Here is a 25,656-nt window from a genome sequence, read left to right as displayed (position 1 = left end):
TCCTCATCATATTTTTCCTAAAGATAAAATCTCAAAGTAAATTATATCAAAAATTAGCGCCTTTTGCTTGCTATTAGTTTAAATTTAGTAGGAATATTTTAGAGAATTTGCTATAATAATTGTTATGAATAAACTCTATATTAATTCTTTTGTCCAAAAAAGAATTGCATCTGGTATTCAATTACTAGATGAAAAAGATTTCAAGGACTTAGAAACAATAGACCAACTGGTCCAACTCTATTCAAAAAGCAATCAGCATATAGGAACTGCTTATTTATCTCAACAAAACAAGGGGCTAGGTTGGGTTCTTCCTAAGAAGCTTGAAAACTTAAGCGTATCTTTTTTTGTGGATTTATTTCAAAAAGCAAGGCTGAAACGAAAAAGCTTTGAAGATTCTGATACTGATACAGCATATCGTCTTTTTAATCAAGATGGAGACTTTTTTGGAGGTTTCACTGTAGATCGTTACAATGATTTTGCCTTATTTTCTTGGTATAACACCTTTGTTTATCAAGAAAAAGCAATTATCATTCAGGCTTTCAAAGAGGTTTATCCTGACCTAAAAGGTGCATATGAAAAAATTCGCTTTAAAGGAGAGGACTATGAATCAGCCCACCTTTATGGAGAAGAAGTCAAAGAACCATTTCTTATTTTAGAAAACGGCATTGCTTACCAGGTCTTTTTAAACGATGGTTTAATGACAGGCATTTTTCTTGATCAACATGATGTTCGTAAGGGATTGACTGATGGAATGGCTGCTGGAAAAAGCCTTTTAAATCTTTTTTCTTACACAGCTGCATTCTCTGTAGCTGCTGCTATGGGAGGAGCCAGTCAAACCGTTTCAGTTGATTTAGCTAAAAGATCAAGAGAATTGTCCCAAGCTCATTTTCAAGCAAACCATTTAGAAATGACAAATCACCAGCTTGTGGTTATGGAAGTTTTTGACTATTTTAAATATGCTAAGCGTAAAGCATTAAAATTTGATATAATAGTAATTGATCCACCAAGTTTTGCACGCAATAAAAAGAAAACTTTTTCAGTCATGAAAGATTACCATAAGTTGATTGCTGAGGCTTTAGAGATTTTAAAGCCTAATGGACAAATTATCGCATCAACAAATGCTTCTAATATGACAAAAGAACAGTTTAAGAAACAGATTCTCAAGGCTTTTGATAAAGACATTTCTGAAATGACTTTGCAACAGTTGCCGACTGATTTTTCAGTCAATAAAGCGGATGAAAGAAGTAATTATTTAAAGGTATTTACAATAAAGGTAGAAAAATGAAAATAGTAGCTCCAATAATGCCAACAAGTTTAGAAGAAGCTCAATCTATCGATGTCTCAAAATATGAAGGTGTTGACTTAATTGAATGGAGAGCTGATTACCTTCCAATGGAAGAAATTGTAACTGTTGCGCCAGCCATTTTTGAAAAATTTTCAGGAAGGGAAATTATCTTTACCCTTAGAACCACTCAAGAAGGTGGGCATATTGCATTAAGTGATCAGGAGTATATCTCAATCATTAAAGACATTAATGCTATTTACAACCCTGACTATATTGATTTCGAATACTTTACCCATAAGGCTGTCTTCAATGAAATGTTGGATTTTCCTAATTTAATCTTGTCTTATCATAACTTTGAAGAGACACCTGAGAACCTAATGGAATCTTTCTCTGAAATGACCAAGTTAGCTCCACGTGTGGTTAAAATTGCGGTGATGCCTAAAAGCCAACAGGATGTTTTGGACTTGATGAATTATACCAGAGGATTTAAGGCATTGAATCCTGAACAAACCTATGCAACCATGTCGATGGGCAAGCTTGGACGCATTTCCCGCTTATCTGGAGATGTTGTTGGGTCATCATGGACCTTTGTATCAATGGATGCCCCTCTTGCACCGGGTCAAGTATCTTTAAATGATATGAAAAAAGTTATTCAAATTTTGGATGCAGATTAAAAATATATAGAAATGGAGGCATTATTCTAAGGTTTTTAGAATGGTGCTTTTATTGTCATTTGAATACGTTGTGAAAGGATTAAAGGAGAATAAATGAGGTATTTAACTGCAGGTGAGTCTCATGGACCATCGTTAACCGGAATAATTGAGGGGATTCCAGCTGGTCTTGACCTTTCAGAAGAAGATATTAATAAGGAACTTAAAAGAAGACAAGGTGGCTATGGTCGTGGGGCTAGAATGTCAATTGAAAACGATAAAGTCATTTTGTCATCGGGTGTCAGACATGGAAAAACGACGGGTACTCCAATTACATTAACCATTATCAATAAAGACCATCAGAAATGGTTGGATATTATGGCTGTCGGGACGGTTACTGATAAGGTTAAGAGCAAGAGAAGGGTTACTCAACCTAGGCCAGGTCATGCTGACTTAGTGGGAGGAATGAAATACCGATATGATGATTTACGCAATTCTTTGGAGCGTTCATCTGCAAGAGAGACAGCAATGCGTGTTGCTATTGGAGCTCTTGCTAAAAAGGTATTGGCTGATTTGGATATTTATTTTCTGAACCATGTCCTTGTCTTTGGAGGCATTAGGATTGAGATTTGTGAGCAAGCAAGTTTAGCTGACGTTCAAAAGACGGCATTTAAGTCGGACTTGTCAATTGCTAATCCCAAACAAGAGGCACAAATCAAAGCTTATATTGATAGCATCAAAAAAGAAGGTGATACTATTGGTGGCAAACTTGAAACCATTGTATCAGGTCTGCCAGCAGGGTTAGGGTCCTTTGTTCATTGGGATAAAAAATTGGATGGTAAAATTGCCCAAGCAGTTGTGTCTATTAATGCCTTTAAGGGTGTTGAATTTGGGATGGGATTTGATATGGCTAGTAAGAAAGGATCTGAAGTCATGGATGACATTATTTGGGATCAAGTGTCTGGCTATAGTAGAGCTTCAAATAATCTTGGTGGTTTTGAGGGAGGAGTGACAAATGGTCAACCTTTGGTAATTAGAGCTGTTATGAAACCAATTCCAACTTTATATAAACCATTGATGTCTGTTGATATCGAAACACACCAAGCTAAAAGAGCGACCGTTGAACGGTCTGATCCTACGGCATTGCCAGCTGCAGGAGTAGTGATGGAAAATGTCATTGCTACTGTCATTTTAAGTGAAATATTAGACAAGTTTCCATCTGATAATATGGTTGACTTGCGAACATCACTTGAAAGTTACCGTGACTATATTCGTAGTTATTAAAAGACAGATAGCATTTTTTTTGATAAGATAAAGGCACAAACTTAAAGGAGAACCATATGTCACAAGAAATTTATGATTATGCTAACAAATTAGAAAGAGCCATTCGTGCGCTACCAGAATATAAAACAGTTCAAGATGCTAAAATGGCAATCAATGAGGACTCAGAAGCAAAAATGCTTTTTGATGAATTTGTAGCCATGCAAGAAAAACTTCAAACGCTGATGCAAACCGGCCAAATGCCATCACAAGAAGAGCAAACTGCTATTCAAGAATTAGGTCAAAAAATTGAAGGAAACCTTGTTATTAAGGCTTATTTTGATGCGCAACAAAAACTGTCTGTTTATGTTTCAGACATTGAACGTATTGTTTTTGGTCCCTTAAATGATTTAGTTAAATAACTTCTTTAGAATTAGCAAGGGGAGAGAGATGAGTCGAAAAATTGGAATTATAGGTATGGGAAATGTAGGGGCTGCTATTGCCCATGGTCTCATTGCTCAAGGTGCTTTTGATGATTATGTCTTTATAGATAAAAAATCAGTAAAAGTTGAGGCAGATGCCCTTGATTTTCAGGATGCATTAGCTAATTTAAATCATCATGCCAACATTGTTGTTAATGATTATCGTGCTTTAGCAGATGCTGAAATTGTTATTTCAGCCTTAGGTGATATTAAACTTCAAGATAATCCGGATGCTGATCGTTTTGCAGAGTTATTGGGGAATGCAATTGAGGTCAAAGATGTTTCTGAACAGCTAAATGCTGTTGGCTTTTCTGGGGTAATTATTGTCATATCAAATCCAGTTGATGTGATTACAAGCCTTTTTCAATCCTATACAGGCTTACCTAAGCAAAAAGTTATTGGAACAGGTACTTTATTAGATACTGCAAGAATGAAACGGGCAGTAGGTCGACAGTTTTCAGTTGATCCAAGAAGTGTTTTTGGCTACAATCTAGGTGAGCATGGAAATTCTCAATTTACTGCATGGAGTCAAGTAAGGGTTAAAGGGAATAGGATAAGTGAAATAGCATCAGCCGATGATTTGGCTCAACTTGGTCAGGAGGCTATTATTGGTGGACACCGTGTTTTCTTTGGCAAAAAATATACCAATTATGGGATTGCAAGTGCAGCTATTCGCTTAGCTCTAGCGGTGATTTCGGATAGCCATGAAGAATTACCTGTGTCTAATTACTACGAGCCACTCGATACTTATTTATCTTACCCAGCAGTTGTTGGAAGAGTCGGTATTATAGAGCAAGTACAATTACAGTTGACGGATGATGAGGAAAAACAATTGCAAGCTTCTGCTGACTTTATTAAAGCAAAGGTTGCAAGCAGTTTACAATAAGTCACAAAACTTGAAAGTTCACTTTCAAGTTTTTCTAGTGAAAGTTGATTAAGGGCGACAGAAAGGTGGACAGTTTTGACTGTAAAAAATTATGATTATATTGTTATTGGAGCAGGTAGTGCTGGGATCGCATCAGCTAATCGTGCTGCAATTCATGGCGCAAAAGTATTATTAATTGAAGCTAAGTCTATTGGAGGAACATGCGTCAATTTAGGTTGTGTGCCTAAAAAGGTTATGTGGTATGGTGCGCAGGTTGCAGATAGCCTAACCAAATATGCTGCTGATTATGGATTTACAAGTGACCAGCTTACATTTGATTTTTCTAGACTAAAAGCAAATAGAGAAGCTTATATCGATCGTATTCATCAGTCCTATAGAAATGGTTTTGTAAAAAATGGGGTAGAACTTCTTGTTGGTTATGCTCGTTTTGAGGATAAAAACACGGTAGAAGTTTCAGGTAATCTTTATAGGGCACCTCATATTTTAATAGCAACAGGCGGTAGACCAATTATTCCAGATATTCCTGGTGCTGAGTTAGGAATCACTTCAGATGGCTTCTTTGCATTAGATCAACTTCCTAAAAGAACAGCAGTTGTTGGTGCTGGCTACATTGCAGTTGAAATAGCTGGTGTTCTTCATTCACTTGGTTCACAAACGCATTTACTAGTCAGACATGACCGTCCGTTGAGAACTTTTGACAAGGATATTATTGCTAGTCTACTATCTGAAATGTCAACATCTGGTCCAATGCTTCATACCTACAGTCAAGTATCAAAGGTGGAAGAGGCTGCTGATAAATCACTTCTTGTGACCTTAGCAAATGGGGAAATCCTAGAAGTCGATCAATTGATTTGGGCAATTGGACGGAAAGCCAATACAGAAAATTTCGGCTTAGAAAAACTAGGTATCACACTAACAAAAAATGGTTACATTGAGACAGATAGTTATGAAAACACCTCAATCCCTGGAATATATGCTGTTGGTGATATTAATGGTAAACTTGCTTTGACGCCTGTTGCTGTTGCTGCAGGGCGTAAATTATCAGAACGACTTTTCAATGGGAAGACATATGACGCCTTAGATTATCAAAATGTAGCAACAGTCATTTTTAGTCATCCAGCTATTGGATCGGTTGGTTTGAGTGAAGAAGCGGCTATTGCTGAATTTGGTCAGGAAAATATCAAGGTATATCGCTCAAGTTTCACTTCTATGTATACGGCTGTTACTAAGCATCGACAGGCATGTCAGATGAAGTTAATTACAAAAGGAGCAGATGAAAGAGTTATTGGTCTCCATGGTATTGGTTATGGCGTCGATGAAATGATTCAAGGCTTCGCAGTAGCTATCAAAATGGGAGCAACAAAGGCTGATTTTGACCAAACCGTTGCTATCCATCCAACTGGTGCTGAAGAATTTGTCACCATGCGTTAAAAAAATCTACATGCATGACTAACTGCATGTAGATTTTTAATGTGATTGATTTGATGAGCTTGAAGTACCTGCCTCCTCAGGATTAAGTGGAACTTCTGGTGTTGAAGAAGTTGTAGGGCTTGATTGCGTAGCAGGCGTTTCAGATGGTAAAGAAGATGACGATTGACCTGTGTTACTTGGAAGTTCTGTTTGACTGTCATTTTTTTGTTGACTAGAACTTTCTTTTTCAATAATTTTTACAATGGTTGAGGTTGGCTGACCGGTATTTGATTCCTTTTTATCCTCTCTTTCAGGATGTAAGGCGCGTGTAATTGTTATTGTTGCTACAATGATACTTAAAATACTACCAACCAATGCGATGGTTTTTTGAAGTGTTGTAAGACCTGCCTTGATGTGTTTAGTAGGAATTTCAGATTTTGATGGTCTTTTATTTTTTCGTGAATAGTGACTTGTCATCTCAGTCCTCTTTCTGTCTTTGTTTCATTCTATTATAGCTATTTAACCTTTAAAAAACTTTAAAAGTTTACTTAAATAGTATAAGCTTGATGGAAATCTAAGTCAATTATTTACTTCAAAGTGACGGAGTAACTGAAAAGTCACAGCTATTTTTTCTTTTGACAATTTTATGTTAAAATAGAATGATTGAAAAAAGATAAGGTGACACATGATTTATTTTGATAATTCAGCAACAACACTTCCCTATCCAGAAGCTCTAAGAACTTTTCAAGAGGTTTCTCAAAAAATTTTTGGGAACCCCTCTAGTTTACATGAGTTGGGAAGTAATGCGACAAGAATTTTACAAGCTTCCCGTAAGCAAATAGCGGATCTTCTAGGGTGTTTACCGCAAGAAGTTTTATTTACATCTGGCGGAACAGAAAGTGATAATTGGGCATTAAAAGGTATTGCTTTTGAAAAAGCCTCTTTTGGAAAGCATATTATTGTTTCTGATATTGAACATCCGGCAATAAAAGAAAGTGCCAAATGGCTAGAAACAATGGGATTTGAAGTATTCTTTGCACCTGTAACCAAAGCTGGTTTTGTTGATTTGAAGCAACTTGAAAATTTGATTCGTCAGGATACAATTTTGGTGTCTGTTATGGCAGTGAATAATGAAATTGGATCAATTCAAGATATTCAAGGGATTTCAAATTTACTAATGGATAAACCTACAATTTCTTTCCATGTTGATGCTGTTCAAGCTATTGGGAAGATACCCCTTAATAGCTATTTAACTGAGCGGGTGGATTTTGCCTCTTTTTCAGGGCATAAGTTTCACGCTGTAAGAGGTGTTGGCTTCCTTTATAAGAAAAAAGGAAAACGCTTGACGCCATTATTGCATGGAGGTGGTCAAGAAGATGATCTTAGGTCAACAACAGAAAATGTTGCTGCAATTGCTAGTATGGCTAAAGCATTAAGAATTAGCCTTGAAAAAGAAGAACAATCATTAAAAAAATTAAAAGCGATGAAAGAAGTTCTTTATAAAGCTCTTAGTGATTATGCTGATGTTACTTTATTTTCAGAAATGGATAATTTTGTTCCCAATATATTAACTTTTGGAATAAAAGGCGTTCGTGGTGAAGTTATCGTTCATGCATTTGAGAATCATTCGGTCTATATCTCAACAACCAGTGCTTGTTCTTCTAAAGCAGGAAAACCTGCAGGAACTTTGATTTCAATGGGAATACCTACACAACAAGCTGAAACAGCAGTTCGAATTAGTATGGATGATGATAATGACATGAGTCAAGTTGAACAGTTCCTAACCTTATTTAAACAGATTTATCAAAAAACACAGAAAGTCAGATAACATGAATTATTCAGAAATTATGGTTCGTCACGGCGAACTTTCAACCAAAGGCAAAAATCGCATGCGTTTTATTAATAAATTAAAAGGCAATATTCAAGATATTCTTTCCGTTTACCCAAATATCACGGTTCACTCAGATAGAGATAGAACACATGTCTTTTTAAACGGTACAGATCCACAAGCTGTTATTGCTTCACTTAAATTAGTTTTTGGGATTCAGGCTTTAGCTCCAGTGTATAAGGTTGAGAAAAATATGCCAACTCTTATTTCTGCTGTTCAAGAGATTATGACAAGCCTTTATCATGACGGAATGACTTTTAAGATTTCAAGTAAACGCAGTGACCATCACTTTGAGTTAGATAGTCGTGAACTTAATCAGACTTTAGGTGGTGCTGTTTTTACAGTTTTACCAGAGATAAAAGCTCAAATGAAAAATCCTGATGTTAATCTAAAAGTTGAAATTCGAGACGAAGCAGCTTATATTTCGCATGAAGAGATTAAAGGAGCTGGTGGATTACCAGTTGGGACTTCTGGGAAGGGAATGCTCATGTTATCTGGTGGCATTGATTCTCCAGTAGCAGGTTATTTAGCCCTTAAGCGTGGTGTTGATATAGAGGCTGTTCATTTTGCAAGCCCACCGTATACAAGTCCAGGTGCCTTAAAAAAAGCGCAAGATTTAACACGTCGCTTAACAAGATTTGGTGGCAATATCCAATTTATTGAAGTTCCATTTACTGAAATTCAAGAAGAAATCAAGAATAAAGCGCCTGAAGCTTACCTTATGACATTAACACGTCGTTTTATGATGCGTATTACGGATTCTCTTCGCGAAAAACGTAATGCCTTAGTTATTATTAATGGAGAAAGTTTAGGTCAGGTTGCTAGTCAAACCCTTGAAAGCATGCAAGCTATAAATGCTGTAACTGCAACACCCATCATAAGACCGGTAGTTACAATGGACAAATTAGAAATCATTGAAATAGCTCAAGCGATTGATACCTTTGACATTTCCATACAACCTTTTGAAGATTGTTGTACTATTTTTGCACCAGATCGTCCTAAAACCAATCCTAAATTATCAAATGTTGAAAAATATGAAGAACGTTTTGATATTGAAGGCTTAGTAGAAAGAGTAGTAGCTGGTATTATGGTAACAGAAATCACTCCTGAAGTTGCGAATGATGCTGTTTCTGATTTAATTGATGATTTATTATAAAAGAATTTCTCCCAAGGAATTCTTTTTTCTTAAGGAAAAGGCTTTCTAAAAATGCTATAATGGAGAAAAGGAGGCTTTCAATTGGAAAAAACACAAAGAATTAAAAAAGTAATTTATTATATAATAAGCATCATTGCAGCAATTTTACTTTTTTCTCTTGTCTATGATGTCTTGGGTTTTCAAAGCCGTGAAAGTAAAAACAATCAGACCAAGAAGCTAGAAGTCAGTAAAACTGCTCGTGTAGTAGCAAATGGTGACATCTTAATACACGATGTGCTTTATGAAAGTGCTCAGATATCACCAGGAAAATATGATTTTACTCCCTATTTTGAATATGTTAAAGAGCATATCAGTAAAGCAGATTTAGCAATTGGAGATTATGAAGGGACAATTAGTTCAGAATACCCATTGGCAGGTTATCCCCTCTTTAATGCACCAATTGATATTGCTGACGCTATTAAGGAAACGGGCTATGACGTAGTTGATTTGGCCCATAATCATATCTTAGATTCTGGTTTAGCCGGTGCTTTAAATACGAAAGAAGTCTTCAAAAAAAGAGGTATTGACAGTATTGGTGTCTATAAAAAAAATAGAAACGATGAAGAGTTTTTAATTAAAAAGGTTAATGGCATTAAAATTGCTATCTTAGGCTATTCTTATGGTTATAATGGTATGGAAGGCAATTTGTCTCAAACAGAATATGACAGTCATATGTCTGATTTAGACCCTGAAAAAATAAAAAAAGAAATCAAAAAAGCAGAAAAACTAGCCGATGTCACTATTGTCATGCCCCAAATGGGAACTGAGTACGCCTTGGAACCAACAGAAGACCAAAAGCTTCTTTACCGCAAAATGGTTGATTGGGGAGCGGATTTAATTCTTGGTGGCCATCCTCACGTGGTAGAACCATCCGAAACCATTACAAAAAATGGTCAAAAAAAATTGATCATTTATTCTATGGGAAATTTCATTTCCAATCAACGCCTTGAGACTGTTGACGATATTTGGACTGAGAGAGGGCTTTTGATGGATGTTACCTTCGAGAAAAAAGGTAAGCATACTAGAATTAAAACAGCAAAAGCACACCCAACCATGGTATTAGCAAAATCAAAAGGGATTTACAATGATAAAGGGTATGAACTTTTCAATTATAGAACATTGGTTTTAGAAGATTTTATTAAAGGTGGTAAATACCGTAAAAAGATTGATGCTAAGACACAAGAAAAAGCCGATATTGCTTATAAAGAAATGACAGATCATGTCAATTTAAACTGGTAAACACAACTTGAATACTCTAAAAGGCATAGAATCAGCGTTTTGCTAAGCTAATTCTATGCCTTTACTGTATTATTACATTTTATCTAACTTCTTGATTATTGCCAAAAGTAAAAAATGACTGATAAGCCAATCATATCAGCAATAGCATGGGCTAAGAAGAAAGGTAATAGGTTTTCGGGTTTTAGTTTTCGGTACAAGACATAAAAAAGTGTTCCCAAAATTAAACCGATACTAAATGCTGCCGTAAGACCTTGATAAGTGTGAAAAGAAGTCCTGATAAGCAAACTATAAAGAAAAGCCCATTTGATATAGTCTGGCTTAACACTTAAACAAATTCCTAAGAAAAAAATCTCTTCATAAAAACCATTAAGAAATGAATAAAGGACAAGTGAAAAATCAAGATTTGAAAACATATGGTATAGACTTGGTCTAATAGCATTTTCCAATTGATAGGAAATAAGATAAGACAAATCCATTAAGAAAGAAGCCACGATAAATATTAGGATAGCTTGTAGAATCACTATGGGCTTAACATTTATTTTAGTTGTTAAAACAGAAAAATCAAAACGTCTAAAGTAAAGATAAGCAGCTGCCATTAAAAGTAGCAAACTTTGAAGTAAGAAGGCTTGATAGTTTTGCCCACTTGAAAAAGTAAGATTATCTGTTAAGTTACTTGTTTGATTGAGAAGGGCCAAATATTGTTTAGTTGAATTAATAATACCATCTGTGAAAAGAATGATAGTCACAACTAATATATCAAACCACCTTAGTGTTGTTAGTTTATCTCTCATAAATCCTCCTTGTGTGATATGACAATAATACAATAAAAGAGAAAAAAATGAAAGCTAAATGCCATCATTTTTTAAGGTAATTATCATTTTATAAATTGCGAAAGAATCCAATCTTCAAATTTTTTATGATCTACAGCCATACAGACTGTTACATTTTCCAATTCTTTGGGAACTGGTTCGTAGTGAGAATTTGTAATAATAGCTCCAGCAGCTAATCCTTCAGTCACAACGCGCAAATAACGTTTTTCAGTTGTAAATAAATCTGGTTGTGATAGGTAAGCTATCGTACTGGCATCATGAATAGTCATGCCCATATCTAAACTTGGTCCACCATAATGCTCAAATAACTGATAGAGCATTTGGCCAGTTGGACCACTTTCTTTCATTTTGATGGCAGCATCTCTGTAAAATAAGGCTTTTTCAGTTACATCTAATCCAATCATGGTTAAAGGAATTCCAGAACTAAAAACAATAGCTGCAGCATGAGGATCACTTGCAACATTAAATTCAGCAAGTGATGATGTATTGCCACCATGGATAGCGCCACCCATCATGACAATTTCAGTGATATTTTTTTTGATGTCAGGATACATTGAGATTAAGAGAGCAAGATTAGTCATAGCTCCAATTGAAACAATAGTAATATCATTTGGATAGGCTAAAATCGTTTGCCTCATTGCCTCAACAGCGTGAATCTCTAATGCTTTTTGTTTAGGTTCAGGAAAATGGTAACCATCCATACCTGAAACACCATGAATTCCAGGAACTGTTTGCAATTCCTTTAACAATGGTTTTTCTGAACCTCTCGCAACAGGAACATCCTTCTCTAAAAATGCTACTAATTTTAGAGCATTTGTTGTTGCCTGATCAACCGTAACATTTGCACCGATAGTACTTATTAAGCGTACTTGAAATTTTGGACTCATTAAAGCTAGTGTAATAGCAGTTGCGTCATCAATTCCAGGATCAGTGTCAATTATAAGATTTCTTACCACAAGTTAACTCCTTTTCTTTTTGAAAAACATAACCTGAGTGTACTATAATTGGAGTCCTATTTCAATAAGAAAGAGTAGAGGAAGTCCTTTAAAATAATTAGAAAGAAAACAAGCTAAATTTCAAGTCCAAGTTAGCCAACGGTTAAAAACTCTTTAGGAGATTTGTAGTCTAATATTTTCTTAGGATAGTTGTTTATCCAATTTTCAATGAATGCGACCTCTCTTTGGGTCGTTTTCTTTGTTCCTTTAGGTAACCATCTTCTGATCAGTCTGTTGTGGTTCTCATTCGTTCCCCTTTCCCAGGAAGCGTAGGGATGTGCGTAGTAGATATCTTCTTTTGGAAAGACAAGAGAAAGTCTGTTGAATTCAGTTCCGTTATCAGCTGTAATAGAGTGAATAGAGTGAGTCTTTACTATACTTTCTAAGGCATGATTGACCGACTGAGCAGACTTATCCGGAATGAGTCTGATAATCTGGTGACGACTACGGCGGTCTGTTAGAGTTAGTAGACATTCATTCTTAGCCCTTGTTAGAATGACCGTATCAATTTCATAATGCCCATTTTCAAGTCTACGATTAATCGCATCAGGTCTTTTCTCAATGGATTGACCAGCAGGTTTGAAACGAGGGCTAGCCTTCTTTGATTTTCCCTTTCTTTTCCTTGGATACAAGATGTGATCAGAATGGATGCCAAGGTGTCCGTTATGAATCCAATAATAGATGGTTGAAACAGGAACAGCTATACCTTTCGACTTCACCATCATTTCAGGTGAAAAGTTCTGCCTCATATAGTGCAGAATCCTCTCTTTCGTATCTTTATCCAAGCCAATAGAACGAATAGAATTTCGTCGTTTATTCTCATAGCTAGCTTGAGCGTAGTCAGCTTGATAAATCATTTCAAATTTACCTTTACGAATTTGTTGTCTAACAAGTCCTCGTTTAACCTCATTATGAATGGTTTGAGGCGCTTTACCTAGCAAGTTAGCGATGGCTCTATTGGACTTTCCTTCTGACTTCCATTTCTCGATGAAGTAACGCTCAGCTATTGTCAAATGTTTTCCTTTTGGTGTATAATGTTCATGCATCTCAAAGTGTCCTATCTTGTGTTTGTGGTGAACTACAAGTATATCTCTTTGAGATGTTTTTTCATACCCTCAGATGGCTAACTTCATTTTAGAACTTTCTTAGGAAGAAAACAAGGCTTCTCTTTGACAAAAATTGATCTATTTCACTTAAATCTCTTGCAAAATAGATCAGATAGTGGTAGACTTGTAATGTTGACTAAATGCACATCCTGTGCAACCGCGCGAAAATCGTTTTAAGTAGAGTAATCTCACGATTCCCAGGCGAGTCTTCACAGAGGGAAACCTCAGAAAAAAATAATAGGAGGTGCATCATGAGCACATACGCAATCATCAAAACTGGTGGAAAACAAGTTAAAGTTGAAGTAGGTCAAGCAATCTACGTTGAAAAAATCGACGTTGAAGCTGGAGCAGAAGTAACATTTAACGAAGTTGTTCTTGTAGGTGGTGACAAAACTGTAGTTGGTACTCCAGTTGTTGAAGGAGCTACTGTAGTTGGAACTGTTGAAAAACAAGGAAAACAAAAGAAAGTTGTTACTTTCAAATACAAACCTAAAAAAGGTAGCCACCGTAAACAAGGTCATCGTCAACCTTACACTAAAGTTGTCATCAACGCAATCAACGCTTAATTTCTAGATGATTAAAGCAATTTTTACACGACACAAGGATGGGGCTTTGCTCAGTGCAGAACTGACAGGTCATGCTGGTAGTGGTGAATATGGCTTTGATATTGTTTGTGCAGCTGTTAGTACTCTTGCTATTAATTTTATTAATTCACTAGAGCTATTAACAAAGACACAGGCTTCTATAAAGGTAGATCAAGTTGAAGGTGGGTACATGAAAGTGTCTATCCCACATGACAATAAGGAGAATGTTCAACTGTTGTTTGAATCATTTCTTCTAGGAATGACTAAATTGTCTGAAGATTCTTCGGAATTTGTTAGTACAAAAGTCATCTAAAATTATTTTAAGAGAGGAAACAACATTATGTTAAAAATGAATCTTGCTAACTTGCAACTTTTCGCCCACAAAAAAGGTGGAGGTTCAACATCAAACGGACGTGACTCACAAGCTAAACGTTTAGGCGCTAAAGCTGCTGATGGTCAAACTGTATCAGGTGGATCAATTCTTTACCGTCAACGTGGAACTCATATCCATGCTGGTGAAAATGTAGGACGTGGTGGAGATGATACATTGTTTGCTAAAGTTGAAGGCGTTGTACGCTTTGAACGTAAAGGTCGCGACAAAAAACAAGTTTCTGTTTACCCAGTTGCTAAATAAGGCTTATCTAACAATTTAGAAAGAGTTATCTGTTAGTCAGATAGCTCTTTTATTTGTTTTTTTAGCTATCTTAATCAAGAACAATAATTTTTTATCACTGGACTTTGTGGTATAATAGTGCTTATTAATATAAGGGAAATTAGGATGAATATTCAACAATTACGTTATGTTGTTGCTATTGCAAATAATGGAACGTTCCGTGAAGCTGCCAATAAATTATATGTAAGTCAGCCGAGTTTATCAGTGTCCATAAAAGATTTGGAAAATGAATTAGGCTTTCAAATTTTTAACCGTACAACAACTGGAACGGTTTTAACCAATCAAGGCCTTCTTTTTTATGAAAAGGCATTAGAAGTAGTTAAGTGTTTTGACTCATTTGAAAAGCATTTTTCGCAATCTGATTTTGATCAAAATGAATTTTCAATTGCTAGTCAGCATTATGATTTTTTGCCACCTATTATGGCCAGATTCTCTGAGATTAATAAAAATTATCAGTCACTTCGCGTCTTTGAAACAACAACTATTCAAATTTTAGATGAAGTTGCTCAAGGTAATAGTGAAATTGGAATTATTTATCTCAATTCTCAGAACCGAAAGGGGCTTTTTCAAAGGATGGACAAATTGAATTTAGAATTTTTTGACTTAGTTGCCTTTCAAACACATATTTATTTAGGGCAAAATCACCCTCTTGCAGATAGAAAATCTCTGTCCATTGAAGATATAGATGGATACCCAGTTGTTAAATTTACCCAAGAAAAAGATGAATACCTGTATTATTCTGAAAATTTTGTTAATACAAACGAAACAGGCTTGGTTTATAATGTGACAGATAGAGCGACCCTCAATGGTTTATTGGAGAGAACAGAAGCCTTTGCAACTGGATCTGGTTTACTGGATCAAGGTAGTGTTAATGGGATAAAGGTCATTCCTTTAGAAAAGCATCTTGAAAATAAGATGGTTTATGTTAAACGAAAAGACAAAGAGTTAAGTACTGCAGCGGTGACTTTTATTCAGTTATTGAAAGAATACTTTGAAAGGTTTAAGAGAACAGACATATGAAATGGATAAAACTACTACTTTGGAGTGTTGTACTAGTAGCACTGGATCAACTGAGCAAATGGTGGACAGTCTCAACTATTTCTTTAGGTGAGATAAAACCGTTTATTCCAGGTTTTGTTAGTCTTACTTATTTGCAAAATAAAGGTGCAGCTTTTTCGATTCTACAAGATCAACAATGGTTTTTCACAGTGATCACAATAGCGGTACTTAGCTTTGCTGTCTACTATTATATCACCAATAAACAGATGCATTTTTGGAAAGAATTAGCCCTATTTCTGATTATTTCAGGAGCTATTGGTAATTTTAGTGACCGACTCACTTTGGGATATGTGGTTGATATGGTTCATTTAGATGTTATCGATTTTGCTATTTTTAACGTTGCAGATTCCTATTTATGTGTAGGTGTTTTTCTCTTAATGGTAATTCTATGGAAGGAAGATTAAATGAAATTAGTTATAAAAGAGTCTGGTAGTCGCCTAGACAAAGCACTGGCAGACTTGACAGAACTGTCTAGAAGTCAGGCTAATGATGAAATAAAAAAGGGCCTTGTCTTAGTCAATGGTCTACCAAGTAAAGCAAAATATCAAGTCAAAACAGGTGATGAAATTGATTATCAACTTCCCGAAGAAGAAGTATTAGATTATCAAGCAGAAAATCTTCCGATTGATATTATTTACCAAGATGATGCCATTGTTATTGTTAATAAGGCTCAAGGAATGGTAGTTCATCCTTCAGCTGGCCATACTCAAGGAACTTTAGTTAATGCATTGATGTATCACATTAAAGACCTCTCAACCATTAATGGAGTTGTTAGACCAGGTATCGTTCATCGTATTGATAAAGACACCTCGGGCTTATTAATGGTTGCTAAAAATGATGAGGCGCATCGTGTTTTAGCTGATGAATTAAAAGCTAAGAAATCCTTGCGCAAATACCTTGCCATTGTTCATGGAAATCTTCCAAATGATCGTGGTATGATCGAAGCACCGATTGGTCGTAGTGACAAAGACGGTAAAAAACAAGCGGTTATCGCTAATGGCAAAGAAGCCATTACTCGCTTTAATGTCTTAGAACGTTTTGGAGATTATACACTTGTAGAATTAACTTTGGAAACAGGTCGTACGCATCAAATCCGTGTTCATATGGCTTATATTGGCCATCCTGTTGCAGGAGATTTGACCTACGGTCCACGTAAAACATTAGCTGGAAATGGTCAGTTTTTACATGCGCAAACCTTAGGATTGACCCATCCAAGAACCGGAGAAACAATGACTTTTCAAGCAGAACCGCCTCAAATTTTTCAAGAAACGCTTGAAAAATTAAGAAAAAGCAATTGCCAGTAATTGATTATAAAAAAAGTTTTGAAAAAGTCTTGTGTTCATCTTGATTTTTTGTTATACTATTTTAAATTTGATATTCCTTTAAAACAGTCCCGTGAGGCTGTCAAGGAGAAGAACCTGATAAGAGTGGGCATTTTGTGTGCGCAATCATTTTCTGTAATCTCCTTGTTAACAAGGGGATTTTTTTTGTAGAAATGGAGACTGTAGTGAAAAGCAAAGAGATAGTAGATGATGTTACAATGAAACGTGCCATAACACGTATCACATACGAAATTATTGAGCGCAATAAAAGTTTAGATAATTTAGTTTTGGCTGGTATTAAAACACGAGGTGTTTATCTAGCAAGACGTATTCAAAAAAGATTACAAGAATTGGAAGGTATTTCCGTTCCGATAGGTGAATTGGATATTAAACCCTTTCGAGATGATTTTAAGGTTGAAGAAGACTCAACAGTTATGCCGGTTGATATCTCAGGTAAAGATATTATTTTAGTGGATGATGTTCTTTATACAGGAAGAACTATTCGAGCGGCTATTGACAATTTAGTTAGTTTAGGTAGACCAGCTCGTGTTGGTCTTGCAGTTCTTGTTGATAGAGGACATAGAGAATTGCCAATTCGACCTGATTATGTGGGTAAAAATATTCCAACAAGCAGTATTGAGGAAATCGTTGTTGAAGTTATTGAAGTTGATGGGCAAGATCGTGTCAGCATTGTAGATCCAAGCTAAGAAAGAGGTTAGTTATGAAAGATGTTATTTACGACGTAGAAGATATTCCTAAAGCTGGTCTGCTATTTGGCTTATCCTTTCAACACTTATTTGCAATGTTTGGAGCAACAGTACTCGTTCCGATTCTTGTTGGAATTGATCCAGCTGTAGCACTGCTCTCGAGTGGTTTAGGAACGCTTGCTCACCTATCAGTAACAAAATTCAAAATCCCAGCTTATATGGGCTCAAGTTTTGCTTACATTGCAGCCATGCAAATGCTTATGAAAACGGATGGTATTGGCGCTGTTGCACAAGGTGCCATTACGGGAGGCTTTGTATACTTGATAGTTGCTTTAGTTGTCAAAATGATTGGAAATGACTGGATTGATAAAATATTACCCCCAGTGGTAGTAGGTCCGATTGTTATGGTTATTGGATTGAGTTTAGCTTCAACAGCAGTTGGCGATGTGATGCTTAAAGATGGCAATTACAATTTAACTTATCTACTTATTGGAATGGTAACCCTACTAGCTGTTATTTTCTTTAATATCTATGGTAAAGGTATCATTGTAATCATTCCAATATTATTAGGACTTTTAATAGGTTATGGATTTACTTTAATAGTAGGTCTTGTAACGGGACAAGAAATTATTAATTTTGCTCCGGTTGCACAAGCTAAATGGTTTAGCATACCATCTGTTGAAATCCCATTCTTAACTTATGCTTTTAAATTTTACCCAAGTGCTATTTTGACAATGGCTCCAATTGCATTTGTTACAATGACAGAACATTTTGGGCATGTTATGGTGTTAAACAGCTTAACACAAAGAGATTATTTCAAGGATCCAGGACTTGAGAGAACCTTGACAGGTGATGGTCTTGCACAAGTCATTGCCGGCTTCTTAGGTGCACCTCCAGTAACATCATACGGTGAAAATATTGGAGTAATGGCACTTAATAAAATTTTCTCGGTTTATGTTATTGCTGGAGCCGCAGTTATTGCTTCCTTCTTGAGCTTTGTAGGAAAAATCTCAGCCATCATTCAATCAATTCCGTCACCAGTTATTGGAGGTATCTCGATTGCACTCTTTGGTGTCATTGCTTCAAGTGGCCTCAAAATTCTTATTGAATCTAAAGTTGACATGGATCGTAAAAAGAATCTTCTGATTGCCAGTGTGATTATGGTATCTGGTATTGGAGGGTTAATGCTTCAAATTAAAGGCTTGCAAATTTCAGGAGTAGCATTCTCCACACTCTTAGGAATTATTTTATATCAAATTTTACCTGAAGATTAATTACTAAACCAGCTTTAAAAAAATCATAGGTAATTGGTAAAAGTCAGTTGGGCTGATTAAAAAAGACGAAAAATCATTCTTAGGAATGATTTTTTCAATTATTACAAAAGTGTAAGATGTGACTTATGAAATCTTGCTATAATAATGACTACATAAGCAAGAAATATATCTGAAATATTAAAAAAGACTCATTAAATTCTTGACATTTTTTTCAAAAGGTCATATACTTGTCTTATGGAAATAATACAAAAAATAGGAGAACTATAATGTCTAGAGTGAAGAAAATAAAAAGTGGGAAAATGACTAAAAAAACAAAAAATATTATTGCAGGACTTGCTGTTGGTAGCGTTGTGCTTATTGGTGGTGTCCTTTGGTATCAAGAAAAACAAAGCATGAAAGAAATGAGTGCCAAAGAACCTTACGCTGCAGTAAATGTTACAGAAGGAACGATTTCATCTTCAACCTTATTATCTGGAACAGTCAAGGCTTTGTCAGAAGAATATGTATACTTTGATCAAAGCAAAGGAACGAATGCTTCAGTAACGGTTAAAGTTGGTGATAAAGTTACAAAAGGTCAGCAACTTGTTCAATACAATACGACAGCACCACAAGCAGCTTATGATACAGCTGTGAGAAATTTGAATAAAGTTGGACGTCAAATTAATTATCTTAAGACTTACGGTGTGCCGATGGCAACAACTGAGACAAGTACGGATGAAGAAACTGGCAAAACGACATCAACCACTGTACACCCAACACAACAACAAAATGCTGGCTACAAACAACAATTGCAAGATTTGAATGATGCTTATGCTGATGCGCAATCAGAAGTGAATAAAGCGCAGCAAACATTGAATGAAACAGTTATTGTTAGCAGTGTTGATGGGACAGTTGTAGAGGTTAATAATGATATTGATCCATCATCAAAAACCAGTCAAACTTTAGTACATGTGACATCAGAAGGTCAGCTACAAGTTAAAGGTTCATTAACTGAATTTGATTTAGCGACGGTAAAAGCAGAGCAACCAATTAAAATTAAATCAAAAGTACATCCAGACAAAGAGTGGGCTGGTAAAATTTCATACATTTCTAACTATCCCAAAGAAGGATCAGCGCCTGCAGGTGATCAAAGCCAAGCATCTTCTGGTGGATCAAGCTCAGCTTCCTATGATTATAAAGCTGATATCACAAGCCCATTGGATGATTTAAAACAAGGGTTTAGTGTTTCTGTTGAAGTCATTAATGAAGGCAAACATCTTCTAATCCCTGTAACGTCAGTTGTTAAAGAGGGGAAAAAGAATTATGTGTGGACTTATAACGACTCAACTGCCAAAGTATCAAAAACTGAAGTTACTGTTGGAAGTGCAGATGCTAAAAACCAAGAGGTTATTAGTGGGCTTAAGGTCGGTCAAATAGTTATTTCTAACCCAGATAAATCATTTACAGATGGCAAAAAACTAGAAGGTGTAACTTCTGCAGATACAAAAGCAAAGAAAGATGCTAAAAGATAAAACAGAGGTGAGGCAATAGTGTCAAATACAGATAAAGAAATCATCAATTTAAGAAACATTGTTAAGTCGTATAAGAATGGAGAACAAGAACTTCAAGTACTTAAAGGCATTGACTTGACAGTTTATGAAGGAGAATTTCTTGCTATTATGGGCCCTTCTGGTTCGGGGAAATCTACTCTAATGAATATCATCGGTTTACTCGATAGACCAAGTAGTGGTGACTATTCTCTTAGTGGTACCGAAGTTGAGCAATTAAATGACAAGAAATTAGCACAAGTAAGAAATGAAGAAATTGGCTTTGTTTTCCAACAGTTCTTCTTATTATCAAAATTAAATGCGTTACAAAATGTTGAGTTGCCTTTGATTTATGCTGGAATTGGAGTTTCTAAACGAAAAGAATTAGCAAAACAGTTTCTCCAAAAAGTGGAATTGGAAACTCGCATGAAGCATTTGCCATCAGAGTTATCAGGTGGCCAAAAACAAAGGGTGGCCATTGCTAGAGCTTTGGTCAATAATCCATCAATTATTTTGGCTGATGAACCAACAGGAGCATTAGATACCCATACTGGTGAGCAAATTATGCAACTTTTATCTAACCTTAATAAAGAAGGTAAAACAATAATTATGGTTACCCATGAACCAGAAATCGCTGATTATGCAACGCGTAAGATTGTTATCCGTGACGGAGAAATAACAATGGATACGACAGATAGTGTTCGAATAGTTGACTAAGGAGGAAACAAATGGAAAATTGGAAATTTGCCCTTAGTTCAATCTGGGGACATAAGATGAGGTCGATTTTGACCATGCTAGGAATTATTATTGGGGTTGCAGCAGTTGTTATCATTATGGGATTGGGAAATGCAATGAAGACAAGTGTTACCAACTCATTTTCAACAAAAAATAAAGAAGTACAGATTTATTTTAAGGCTAAAAAAGATGAGAATGATCCCTATGCAAGTTTAGATATTAAAAGTAATACTAAAGATATTAAAAGTAATACTAAAGATATTAAACGTGAGTGGTTTGAAGAGATTGTCAAAGAAATTAAAGGAATTGATTCATACTATTTCACTAACTCAGCATCGGCAGATATTTCTTTTGAGAAGAAAAAAGTTAAAAGTTCTTCTATAACAGGTGTCAGCAAAAATTATTTCAAAGTAAAAAAATATGACATTGTTGCAGGACGTACACTTAATGACAATGACTATGAAAATTTTTCTCGTATTATCTTACTAGATACAGACCTTTCGAATGAACTATTTGGCAAAGGGAATTATCAAGATGCTCTTAATAAAGTGGTCAGTCTTGCAGGGAAAGATTATTTAGTTGTTGGTGTTTATAAAACAGATGCCCCAAGCTTCACAATGATGGGACCATCATCAGGTGGCTCAGTTATGGCTAATACCCAAGTCGCTTCAGAATTCCATGTCAACGATGTTGGCTCAATGTTCATCCATGTCAATGATATAAAAGAAAGTATTAAACTTGGCGAACAAGCAGCTGAAATGTTAACGAACCAAACAAACGTAAAAGGTGGCAAGTATGCTATTCCAGACAACAGTGCTGTTATCAAAGAAGTAGAACAGCAATTCGGTATTATGACAGGTGTTATTGGTTCAATTGCTGGAATTTCGCTTTTAGTTGGTGGGATTGGTGTTATGAATATTATGCTTGTATCTGTTACAGAAAGAACTCGGGAGATTGGGTTACGAAAAGCTCTTGGAGCAACTCGTTTGAAAATATTAACACAATTCTTAATTGAATCTATTGTTTTAACTATCTTAGGTGGCTTAGCAGGTTTGGGAATTGCTTACAGTTCAGTTGGTGTACTGGGTGAGGCTATGAAGCTGAAGAATGCTACTGTTTCAATGGATGTTGCAGCAATTGCTATTATTTTCTCAGCATCAATTGGTATTATTTTTGGGATGTTGCCTGCTAACAAAGCAAGCAAACTTGATCCGATTGAGGCTTTGCGCTATGAATAAACTGAGATTAAGCCATGCTCAATTGAAAAAAATTGTTCGATTAATTGGGGTATTGTCTATTCTTTTCTCGCTAACGTTTATCTGTTATTTGGTTGGAAAGTTAGACATTTTCAATAATCCGCAGGCTTTATCTCAATTAATTAAAGACCATCTTTTAATTGGATCAATTGTTTTTTTCCTTGTTCAAATTATTCAGGTTGTTATCCCAATAATTCCTGGGGGAATTACAACTGTTGTTGGTTTCCTAACTTTTGGCCCTATATTGGGATTATTTCTTAATGTTGTTGGGATAATTTTAGGGTCGTCTTTACTATTTATTTTAGTTAGGAAATTCGGAAAACCATTTGTTCTTCTCTTTATTGATGATGAAAAAATGGTGGTATATGAAGAAAAATTAGCTTCGAAGATATATGAGCGTATTTTTATCTTAAATATGATTTCACCGGTAGCGCCTGCAGATGTGATGATAATGATAACAGGACTCAGTAAAATATCATTTAAAAAATTTTTACTAATTATTATTCTCTGTCGCCCAATATCAATGGTAGTATATAGCTACTTTTGGATTCATGGTGGTCAGTTACTCAGTAAATTAATTTAGGGATTCCTATTATTCGTATTTTAATATGAATAAGGAAAATCTTGAATAGCAATTCTTCTTAACATCACTTTAAAAAGGCGTAGAATAAGCGTTTTCGATGACGGAATTCTACGCCTTTTATGTTACTTGGATGTGTTTTGGGTTGTCAAATAAAAAAAGAGAAGTGTCAAGAAAAAAACTTGACAGAAATCATGAAATACCTTATACTAGATAAAGTAAGAAATGTGTAGCGTTTCTGATAAAACATTAAAGAAAAGAGATATTACAAAAATGGCAGTAAAAATCCGTTTAACTCGTATGGGTTCTAAGAAAAAACCTTTCTACCGTATCAACATTGCAGATTCACTTGCACCACGTGATGGTCGTTTCATCGAAACTGTTGGAACATACAACCCACTTGTAACTGAAAACCAAGTAACTCTAAAAGAAGATCGTATTCTTGACTGGTTATCAAAAGGAGCTCAACCTTCAGATACAGTACGTAACATTCTTTCAAAAGCTGGAGTTATGACGAAATTCCACAATCAAAAATTCTCAAAATAATATATGCCTATGGATACCATTGAAAATCTTATTATCGCCATTGTGAAACCATTGATTTCACAACCTGACAATCTTACCATTAAAATTGAAGATACTCCTGATTTTCTTGAGTATCATCTTGACTTGGATGCTCAAGACATCGGTCGTGTTATCGGAAAAAAAGGTCGTACCATTACGGCGATAAGATCGATAGTCTATTCGGTACCAACACAAGGAAAAAAAGTTAGACTCGTTATTGATGAAAAATAAGAGATAGAACTTTGTGTGTAATTATTTTAACCTTTAAGGCTAATTTATTTAGTTTTAAAGGTTTTTTTACATAAAATACTTGACTGGTTAAGTATTTTATAGTAGTATTTTAATGACCCTTGAGGTTATTATTTTAGAATATGTACTTAACTGGTTAAGTAAAGGAGACACATGAAAAAATATTTTTGCTTTTCTAAAAGCCTTTTAACGGTTGCTACTTTGTCAAGTTTAGTCTTGGTAAATGGGAATTTAGCAAGTGTCGTTATTGCAGATTCAACAAGTGCACCATCAAGTGCTACTGTTTCAACTGGAAGCTTTAATTTTGTTGCAAGTGTTGTAGATAGTAAAGGAGCAACACTATCTGGAAAAACGGTTCTTTTAACTGATATTACAGATGGCATTTCAAAACCGATTCAATCTCAGGTTTCAAATAGTCAAGGGCAAGCCATTTTTTCTAGTTTACCTCTGAACCGAAACATTAGTGTTTCGGTTGATGGAAAAACCAAAGGTTATACCTTGAGAACTGATCAAGCAGGAACTACATTGGCTTCTAGTTTTACAGCAGACGGACTTGGAAAAGGAGCGCCGAGCTATACAAATAAGCCATTAGTTGTTTTAGTTTCAAATCAAGATGCTGAACCTATTCCAAACAAAGAAGTCATTTTAAAAGACAGACAAGGGAATCTAGTTGATCGTGTCCTTACGGATAACTCAGGTTTAGCACGTTTTACAAAGAATCTTCTTGATGGTACTCACTATCCATTTTATATTGATGGGAAAAAAATGGGTGAAACGATTCCTGGGATTTCAGTTAATACAGCTCTTGATACAACGAGTAATAGTGAGAAAGTTGAATCTCCTGTAGTAAATGCATCTCAAGCTGCAGGTTCATTCTCTTTTAAAGTAACTGTTTTAGGTGATAATGGTAAAGTACTAGAAGGTAAAAAAGTCTCATTGTTTGATATTACTGATGGTAAAGAAACAGCTTTGCAGTCAGCTGACAGTAATGCTAGTGGTCAAGTCGATTTTGATAAACTGCCATTATCAAGGAACATCAGTGTTTCCATTGATGGAAAAGCCCAAGGTTATACTATTAGGACTGATAAAGATGGTCAAGAAAAGGCAGCAGCATTCTATGTTTCTGGAAAAGGAAATACACTTCCTACTTACACTAAGACGCCAGCTACCATTCGTGTAGTAAATGAGGATGCTGAACCTTTGAGTGGACAAACAGTGACTTTGTTCAATAAACTTGGTCAGAAAGTTGCTGAATTAATGACAAACCAGGATGGTAAAGCGATTTTCGAAGATCAGCTAATGGATGGAACCTTTTATCAATTCTCAGTTAACGGCATCAAAATGAATACAATTACGCCTGGAAATAGCATTAATGCCGCATTATCATCTGATCAGATTAAGAAAGTAGCAGAAGTACCTCAAGTAGCCCCTTCAAACCATAAAAAGGACAAACAGGATACAACTGCAGAACCTAAAGAAGTAGCTCAGAAAAAAGCTGGGAATGCATTGGCTGATCAAAAGCAAACAAGCAAAGCAAAAGAAATGAATCCCAAAAACAAAGCCTCTCTTCCGCAAACAGGAGATAGTGCTGTGTCAATTTTGAGTCTCGTTGGTTTTGTTATGTTAGGTGTTTCAACCTTGTTATTACTAGCTAAAAAAACATTAAAAAACACTAGACAATAAAAATTATGTTATCATTCCTCTCGATTTTAGAAGTTGAGAGGTTTTTTTGCATACAACTGAGATTCGAAAAGGTATCAACTGAAATTGTTGGACATTTTAGAGAAGCTGTTTGACTTGTGATGATTAAGATAGTGAGTGCAATTTTATTTGGAAAATGATAAAATAAGAGATGATTGATTTTCTGAAAAATTGATTGTTTTTAATGGTGTCAAAGAAAT

At 35.5% G+C, this 25,656-nt stretch carries 28 protein-coding genes and 1 other annotated feature; of the genes, 24 read left to right on the top strand and 4 right to left on the bottom strand.

Features of this window, described 5'->3' with window-relative positions; translation table 11 throughout:
• The first annotated feature begins 124 nt into the window (after positions 1–124).
• From Q9317_RS06060 to gorA, 6 genes are all read left to right on the top strand, one after another.
• Positions 125–1,285 carry a class I SAM-dependent rRNA methyltransferase gene (locus Q9317_RS06060; protein ID WP_305981524.1) on the top strand — a complete coding sequence of 387 codons (1,161 nt, stop codon included), beginning with the start codon at positions 125–127 and terminating at the stop codon, positions 1,283–1,285.
• Positions 1,282–1,959, top strand: a complete 678-nt coding sequence (aroD, locus tag Q9317_RS06055) for a type I 3-dehydroquinate dehydratase (RefSeq protein ID WP_003099930.1) — start codon at positions 1,282–1,284, stop codon at positions 1,957–1,959. Before Q9317_RS06060 ends, aroD begins: the two co-directional genes overlap by 4 nt.
• Positions 1,960–2,052: 93 nt before the next feature.
• Positions 2,053–3,219 carry a chorismate synthase gene (gene aroC / locus Q9317_RS06050; protein WP_003099928.1) on the top strand — a complete coding sequence of 389 codons (1,167 nt, stop codon included), beginning with the start codon at positions 2,053–2,055 and terminating at the stop codon, positions 3,217–3,219.
• A 56-nt stretch (positions 3,220–3,275) separates the two neighbouring features.
• The gene (locus Q9317_RS06045) at positions 3,276–3,617 is read left to right on the top strand and encodes a YlbF/YmcA family competence regulator (protein WP_003099926.1); all 342 of its coding nucleotides are present in this window, start codon (positions 3,276–3,278) and stop codon (positions 3,615–3,617) included.
• 28 nt (positions 3,618–3,645) lie between these two features.
• Complete coding sequence (locus Q9317_RS06040) at positions 3,646–4,563, top strand: L-lactate dehydrogenase (protein ID WP_003099924.1); 918 nt, start codon at positions 3,646–3,648, stop codon at positions 4,561–4,563.
• Positions 4,564–4,638: 75 nt separating this feature from the next.
• On the top strand, positions 4,639–5,994 hold the full coding sequence (gorA, locus tag Q9317_RS06035; RefSeq protein ID WP_003099922.1) for a glutathione-disulfide reductase: 1,356 nt from the start codon (positions 4,639–4,641) through the stop codon (positions 5,992–5,994).
• Between the two features lie 36 nt (positions 5,995–6,030).
• Here the strand turns inward: gorA and Q9317_RS06030 are convergent, their stop codons facing one another.
• Positions 6,031–6,450, bottom strand: coding sequence for a DUF6556 family protein (locus Q9317_RS06030; RefSeq protein WP_003099920.1), 420 nt, complete (start codon positions 6,448–6,450; stop codon positions 6,031–6,033).
• 208 nt (positions 6,451–6,658) lie between these two features.
• On the opposite strand from Q9317_RS06030, the gene Q9317_RS06025 reads away from it, so the two are divergent.
• From Q9317_RS06025 to Q9317_RS06015, 3 genes are all read left to right on the top strand, one after another.
• Positions 6,659–7,801, top strand: a complete 1,143-nt coding sequence (locus Q9317_RS06025) for a cysteine desulfurase family protein (protein WP_305981523.1) — start codon at positions 6,659–6,661, stop codon at positions 7,799–7,801.
• Between the two features lies 1 nt (position 7,802).
• Positions 7,803–9,017: a tRNA uracil 4-sulfurtransferase ThiI gene (thiI, locus tag Q9317_RS06020; RefSeq protein WP_121791520.1), complete on the top strand. Its 1,215-nt coding sequence runs from the start codon at positions 7,803–7,805 to the stop codon at positions 9,015–9,017.
• 81 nt (positions 9,018–9,098) lie between these two features.
• Entirely contained in the window at positions 9,099–10,295 is a 1,197-nt protein-coding gene (locus tag Q9317_RS06015; RefSeq protein WP_016356042.1) for a CapA family protein, read from the top strand.
• A gap of 95 nt (positions 10,296–10,390) precedes the next feature.
• Here Q9317_RS06015 and Q9317_RS06010 read toward each other — a convergent pair whose 3' ends face one another.
• The 3 genes from Q9317_RS06010 to Q9317_RS06000 form a co-directional block, all read right to left on the bottom strand.
• Positions 10,391–11,086: a CPBP family intramembrane glutamic endopeptidase gene (locus Q9317_RS06010; RefSeq protein WP_003099912.1), complete on the bottom strand. Its 696-nt coding sequence runs from the start codon at positions 11,084–11,086 to the stop codon at positions 10,391–10,393.
• Between the two features lie 83 nt (positions 11,087–11,169).
• Positions 11,170–12,081 (bottom strand): nucleoside hydrolase, encoded by a 912-nt coding sequence (locus tag Q9317_RS06005; RefSeq protein ID WP_003099911.1) that lies wholly within the window; start codon positions 12,079–12,081, stop codon positions 11,170–11,172.
• Positions 12,082–12,212: 131 nt separating this feature from the next.
• The gene (locus tag Q9317_RS06000; RefSeq protein WP_003098714.1) at positions 12,213–13,166 is read right to left on the bottom strand and encodes an IS30 family transposase; all 954 of its coding nucleotides are present in this window, start codon (positions 13,164–13,166) and stop codon (positions 12,213–12,215) included.
• Between the two features lie 205 nt (positions 13,167–13,371).
• Positions 13,372–13,445 (top strand) — a sequence feature (ribosomal protein L21 leader region).
• A gap of 32 nt (positions 13,446–13,477) precedes the next feature.
• Here Q9317_RS06000 and rplU point away from each other — a divergent pair.
• The 15 genes from rplU (at position 13,478) to Q9317_RS05925 (ending at position 25,438) form a co-directional block, all read left to right on the top strand.
• The gene (gene rplU, locus Q9317_RS05995) at positions 13,478–13,792 is read left to right on the top strand and encodes a 50S ribosomal protein L21 (RefSeq protein ID WP_003099910.1); all 315 of its coding nucleotides are present in this window, start codon (positions 13,478–13,480) and stop codon (positions 13,790–13,792) included.
• A 7-nt stretch (positions 13,793–13,799) separates the two neighbouring features.
• The gene (locus tag Q9317_RS05990) at positions 13,800–14,123 is read left to right on the top strand and encodes a ribosomal-processing cysteine protease Prp (protein WP_016356038.1); all 324 of its coding nucleotides are present in this window, start codon (positions 13,800–13,802) and stop codon (positions 14,121–14,123) included.
• Between the two features lie 27 nt (positions 14,124–14,150).
• Complete coding sequence (gene rpmA / locus Q9317_RS05985) at positions 14,151–14,444, top strand: 50S ribosomal protein L27 (RefSeq protein WP_003099908.1); 294 nt, start codon at positions 14,151–14,153, stop codon at positions 14,442–14,444.
• A gap of 144 nt (positions 14,445–14,588) precedes the next feature.
• Positions 14,589–15,503 carry a LysR family transcriptional regulator gene (locus Q9317_RS05980; RefSeq protein WP_003099906.1) on the top strand — a complete coding sequence of 305 codons (915 nt, stop codon included), beginning with the start codon at positions 14,589–14,591 and terminating at the stop codon, positions 15,501–15,503.
• Entirely contained in the window at positions 15,500–15,946 is a 447-nt protein-coding gene (lspA, locus tag Q9317_RS05975; RefSeq protein ID WP_003099904.1) for a signal peptidase II, read from the top strand. Before Q9317_RS05980 ends, lspA begins: the two co-directional genes overlap by 4 nt.
• Positions 15,947–16,846, top strand: a complete 900-nt coding sequence (locus Q9317_RS05970) for an RluA family pseudouridine synthase (protein ID WP_121791519.1) — start codon at positions 15,947–15,949, stop codon at positions 16,844–16,846.
• Between the two features lie 203 nt (positions 16,847–17,049).
• Positions 17,050–17,571 carry a bifunctional pyr operon transcriptional regulator/uracil phosphoribosyltransferase PyrR gene (gene pyrR / locus Q9317_RS05965; RefSeq protein ID WP_016356036.1) on the top strand — a complete coding sequence of 174 codons (522 nt, stop codon included), beginning with the start codon at positions 17,050–17,052 and terminating at the stop codon, positions 17,569–17,571.
• A gap of 14 nt (positions 17,572–17,585) precedes the next feature.
• Entirely contained in the window at positions 17,586–18,845 is a 1,260-nt protein-coding gene (locus Q9317_RS05960; protein ID WP_003099896.1) for a uracil-xanthine permease family protein, read from the top strand.
• Positions 18,846–19,111: 266 nt separating this feature from the next.
• Positions 19,112–20,356 (top strand): efflux RND transporter periplasmic adaptor subunit, encoded by a 1,245-nt coding sequence (locus Q9317_RS05955; protein WP_016356035.1) that lies wholly within the window; start codon positions 19,112–19,114, stop codon positions 20,354–20,356.
• Between the two features lie 18 nt (positions 20,357–20,374).
• Positions 20,375–21,088, top strand: a complete 714-nt coding sequence (locus Q9317_RS05950) for an ABC transporter ATP-binding protein (protein ID WP_016356034.1) — start codon at positions 20,375–20,377, stop codon at positions 21,086–21,088.
• 11 nt (positions 21,089–21,099) lie between these two features.
• Positions 21,100–22,344, top strand: coding sequence for an ABC transporter permease (locus Q9317_RS05945; RefSeq protein ID WP_305981522.1), 1,245 nt, complete (start codon positions 21,100–21,102; stop codon positions 22,342–22,344).
• Positions 22,337–22,945, top strand: coding sequence for a TVP38/TMEM64 family protein (locus Q9317_RS05940; RefSeq protein ID WP_003099892.1), 609 nt, complete (start codon positions 22,337–22,339; stop codon positions 22,943–22,945). The genes Q9317_RS05945 and Q9317_RS05940 overlap by 8 nt, the downstream gene beginning before the upstream one ends.
• Before the next feature lie 270 nt (positions 22,946–23,215).
• Positions 23,216–23,488, top strand: a complete 273-nt coding sequence (rpsP, locus tag Q9317_RS05935; protein ID WP_003099891.1) for a 30S ribosomal protein S16 — start codon at positions 23,216–23,218, stop codon at positions 23,486–23,488.
• Positions 23,489–23,497: 9 nt separating this feature from the next.
• A complete protein-coding gene (locus Q9317_RS05930) occupies positions 23,498–23,737 on the top strand; it encodes a KH domain-containing protein (protein ID WP_003082623.1) in 240 nt (79 codons plus the stop codon).
• Positions 23,738–23,908: 171 nt separating this feature from the next.
• Entirely contained in the window at positions 23,909–25,438 is a 1,530-nt protein-coding gene (locus Q9317_RS05925; RefSeq protein ID WP_003099889.1) for an MSCRAMM family protein, read from the top strand.
• Positions 25,439–25,656 lie beyond the last annotated feature (218 nt).

The sequence above is a fragment of the Streptococcus iniae genome, assembly GCF_030732225.1.
Lineage (GTDB): Bacteria > Bacillota > Bacilli > Lactobacillales > Streptococcaceae > Streptococcus > Streptococcus iniae.
The sequence above is the reverse complement of the archived record's forward strand: the minus strand, read 5'-3'. Positions and strand labels throughout refer to the sequence as shown.

What these genes read in the sequence shown, in the direction of transcription:
- lspA (WP_003099904.1), top strand. Translation starts at nt 15,500, where the DNA reads ATGAAATGGATAAAACTACTACTTTGGAGTGTTGTACTAGTAGCACTG.
- Q9317_RS05955 (WP_016356035.1), top strand. Translation starts at nt 19,112, where the DNA reads ATGTCTAGAGTGAAGAAAATAAAAAGTGGGAAAATGACTAAAAAAACA.
- Q9317_RS05930 (WP_003082623.1), top strand. Translation starts at nt 23,498, where the DNA reads ATGGATACCATTGAAAATCTTATTATCGCCATTGTGAAACCATTGATT.
- aroC (WP_003099928.1), top strand. Translation starts at nt 2,053, where the DNA reads ATGAGGTATTTAACTGCAGGTGAGTCTCATGGACCATCGTTAACCGGA.
- rpsP (WP_003099891.1), top strand. Translation starts at nt 23,216, where the DNA reads ATGGCAGTAAAAATCCGTTTAACTCGTATGGGTTCTAAGAAAAAACCT.
- Q9317_RS06000 (WP_003098714.1), bottom strand. Translation starts at nt 13,166, where the DNA reads ATGCATGAACATTATACACCAAAAGGAAAACATTTGACAATAGCTGAG.
- thiI (WP_121791520.1), top strand. Translation starts at nt 7,803, where the DNA reads ATGAATTATTCAGAAATTATGGTTCGTCACGGCGAACTTTCAACCAAA.
- Q9317_RS06060 (WP_305981524.1), top strand. Translation starts at nt 125, where the DNA reads ATGAATAAACTCTATATTAATTCTTTTGTCCAAAAAAGAATTGCATCT.
- Q9317_RS06030 (WP_003099920.1), bottom strand. Translation starts at nt 6,450, where the DNA reads ATGACAAGTCACTATTCACGAAAAAATAAAAGACCATCAAAATCTGAA.
- Q9317_RS06045 (WP_003099926.1), top strand. Translation starts at nt 3,276, where the DNA reads ATGTCACAAGAAATTTATGATTATGCTAACAAATTAGAAAGAGCCATT.
- Q9317_RS06040 (WP_003099924.1), top strand. Translation starts at nt 3,646, where the DNA reads ATGAGTCGAAAAATTGGAATTATAGGTATGGGAAATGTAGGGGCTGCT.
- Q9317_RS06010 (WP_003099912.1), bottom strand. Translation starts at nt 11,086, where the DNA reads ATGAGAGATAAACTAACAACACTAAGGTGGTTTGATATATTAGTTGTG.
- Q9317_RS05980 (WP_003099906.1), top strand. Translation starts at nt 14,589, where the DNA reads ATGAATATTCAACAATTACGTTATGTTGTTGCTATTGCAAATAATGGA.
- Q9317_RS06025 (WP_305981523.1), top strand. Translation starts at nt 6,659, where the DNA reads ATGATTTATTTTGATAATTCAGCAACAACACTTCCCTATCCAGAAGCT.
- Q9317_RS05945 (WP_305981522.1), top strand. Translation starts at nt 21,100, where the DNA reads ATGGAAAATTGGAAATTTGCCCTTAGTTCAATCTGGGGACATAAGATG.
- Q9317_RS05940 (WP_003099892.1), top strand. Translation starts at nt 22,337, where the DNA reads ATGAATAAACTGAGATTAAGCCATGCTCAATTGAAAAAAATTGTTCGA.
- Q9317_RS05970 (WP_121791519.1), top strand. Translation starts at nt 15,947, where the DNA reads ATGAAATTAGTTATAAAAGAGTCTGGTAGTCGCCTAGACAAAGCACTG.
- rpmA (WP_003099908.1), top strand. Translation starts at nt 14,151, where the DNA reads ATGTTAAAAATGAATCTTGCTAACTTGCAACTTTTCGCCCACAAAAAA.
- rplU (WP_003099910.1), top strand. Translation starts at nt 13,478, where the DNA reads ATGAGCACATACGCAATCATCAAAACTGGTGGAAAACAAGTTAAAGTT.
- aroD (WP_003099930.1), top strand. Translation starts at nt 1,282, where the DNA reads ATGAAAATAGTAGCTCCAATAATGCCAACAAGTTTAGAAGAAGCTCAA.
- Q9317_RS05990 (WP_016356038.1), top strand. Translation starts at nt 13,800, where the DNA reads ATGATTAAAGCAATTTTTACACGACACAAGGATGGGGCTTTGCTCAGT.
- Q9317_RS05925 (WP_003099889.1), top strand. Translation starts at nt 23,909, where the DNA reads ATGAAAAAATATTTTTGCTTTTCTAAAAGCCTTTTAACGGTTGCTACT.
- Q9317_RS05960 (WP_003099896.1), top strand. Translation starts at nt 17,586, where the DNA reads ATGAAAGATGTTATTTACGACGTAGAAGATATTCCTAAAGCTGGTCTG.